The following is a 2,061-nucleotide window of genomic DNA, read 5'->3' as shown; positions in this document are numbered from 1 at the left end:
GACCTATTTAGAAATGTTGACGCAATAGGTATGTTCGGCTCGGCCGCTAGCCTAGCTCTGAGTTGAGCCTCCGATCTATCTACATGTCTCGCAATGTCGTTGCGGTTGGTGGCGACGATCAACTGGTTGATCGGCAGGCCCATGTTGCGCGCCAGGTAACCTGCAAAGATGTCGCCGAAGTTGCCGGTTGGCACCGAGAACGACACCGAACGCGCCGGGCCGCCCAACTGCAGTGCGGCGTGGAAGTAGTAAACGATCTGGGCCATGATCCGCGCCCAGTTGATCGAGTTCACCGCCACCAGACGCGTACCTTTGAGGAAGCTCTGATCAGCGAAGCTGTTCTTGACCATTTCCTGGCAGTCATCGAAGTTGCCTTCGATGGCGATGTTGTGGATGTTCTCGCCGAAGATCGTGGTCATCTGGCGACGCTGCACTTCCGACACACGCTTGTGCGGGTGCAGGATGAAGATGTCGACGTTTTCGCAGTGCTTGCAGCCTTCGATGGCGGCCGAGCCGGTGTCACCGGAAGTAGCGCCAACGATCACTACGCGCTCGCCGCGTTTTTCCAGCACATAGTCGAGCAAACGACCGAGCAGTTGCAGGGCGAAGTCCTTGAACGCCAGGGTCGGGCCGTGGAACAGCTCCAGCACCCATTCGTTGCCGTTCAACTGACGCAGCGGCGCGACGGCGCTGTGCGAGAACACGCCGTAGGTTTCTTCGAGAATCTTTTTGAAATCGGCGTCCGGAATGCTGCCGGTGACGAACGGGCGCATCACCCGGAAGGCCAGCTCGTGATACGGCAGGCCGGCCCAGGAAGCGATTTCTTCCTGGGTGAAACGTGGCAGGTTTTCCGGAACGTACAGACCGCCGTCGGTCGCCAGACCAGCCAGCAGGACGTCTTCGAAATTCAGGGCCGGTGCCTGGCCGCGGGTACTGATGTAACGCATGACTGACTCCAATGGAGAGTGTTCACAACAACGGCCCCGTTTACGGGGCCGGTGCAGGACAACGACTTAGTTCAAGTGCTCGACGCGGATCCGTACGACCGGACCATTCACGCCAGCCAGCGCTTCGAGGGCGGCGATGGCATCGTTGATGCGCTGCTCGACCACACGGTGGGTCAGCAGGATCATCGGCACCAGACCGTCGTGTTCCTCGACTTCCTTCTGCATGATCGACTCGATGTTGATGCCGCGCTCCGAGAGGATGCTCGCCACTTGAGCCAACACGCCCGGATGATCCTTGGCCTGAATGCGCAGGTAGTAAGCGCTTTCGCAGGCTTCGATCGGCAGGATCGGGTGGGCCGACAGAGAGTCCGGCTGGAAGGCCAGGTGCGGCACACGGTTTTCCGGATCGGAGGTCATGGCGCGAACCACGTCGACCAGATCGGCGATCACCGACGAAGCGGTTGGCTCCATGCCGGCGCCGGCACCGTAGAACAGCGTCGAACCGGCGGCGTCACCGTTGACCATTACCGCGTTCATCACGCCGTTGACGTTGGCGATCAGACGATCGGCCGGGATCAGCGTCGGGTGCACGCGCAACTCGATGCCGGCAGCGGTGCTGCGCGCCACACCGAGGTGCTTGATGCGATAGCCCAGCGCTTCAGCGTAATTAACGTCAGCGGTGGTCAGCTTGGTGATGCCTTCGGTGTAAGCCTTGTCGAATTGCAGCGGAATGCCGAACGCGATGGAAGCCAGAATCGTCAGCTTGTGCGCGGCGTCGATGCCTTCAACGTCGAAGGTCGGATCGGCTTCGGCGTAACCCAGTGCCTGCGCTTCGGCCAACACGTCTTCGAAGGTACGACCCTTCTCGCGCATTTCGGTGAGGATGAAGTTACCAGTGCCGTTGATGATCCCGGCGACCCAGTTGATACGATTGGCGGACAGGCCTTCACGGATCGCCTTGATCACCGGAATGCCACCGGCCACGGCCGCTTCGAATGCGACGATCACGCCTTTCTCGCGAGCCTTGGCGAAAATTTCATTACCGTGAACGGCAATGAGCGTTGGCCGACAGCGCGCTGCCCTGACCGGTTTCGAAATACATCAGGTTTTGCCC

The 2,061-nt window shown here is 60.2% G+C and carries 1 protein-coding gene and 2 pseudogenes; all 3 read right to left on the bottom strand.

The window, feature by feature from the left end; genetic code table 11:
• Window positions 1-947, bottom strand: a 947-nt coding sequence (gene thrC, locus ACIP1X_RS28735) for a threonine synthase (protein WP_400755957.1), incomplete at its 3' end; no start/stop codon positions are given.
• A gap of 66 nt (window positions 948-1,013) precedes the next feature.
• Window positions 1,014-2,006 (bottom strand): annotated as a pseudogene (locus ACIP1X_RS28730) (homoserine dehydrogenase); the annotation flags it as partial.
• A pseudogene (eutB, locus tag ACIP1X_RS28725) lies at window positions 2,002-2,061 on the bottom strand (ethanolamine ammonia-lyase subunit EutB); the annotation flags it as partial. The pseudogenes ACIP1X_RS28730 and eutB, both read right to left, overlap by 5 nt.

This window comes from Pseudomonas sp. NPDC088885 (assembly GCF_044750025.1).
GTDB lineage: Bacteria > Pseudomonadota > Gammaproteobacteria > Pseudomonadales > Pseudomonadaceae > Aquipseudomonas > Aquipseudomonas rustica.
This window is presented reverse-complemented; position numbering and strand designations above follow the sequence as displayed.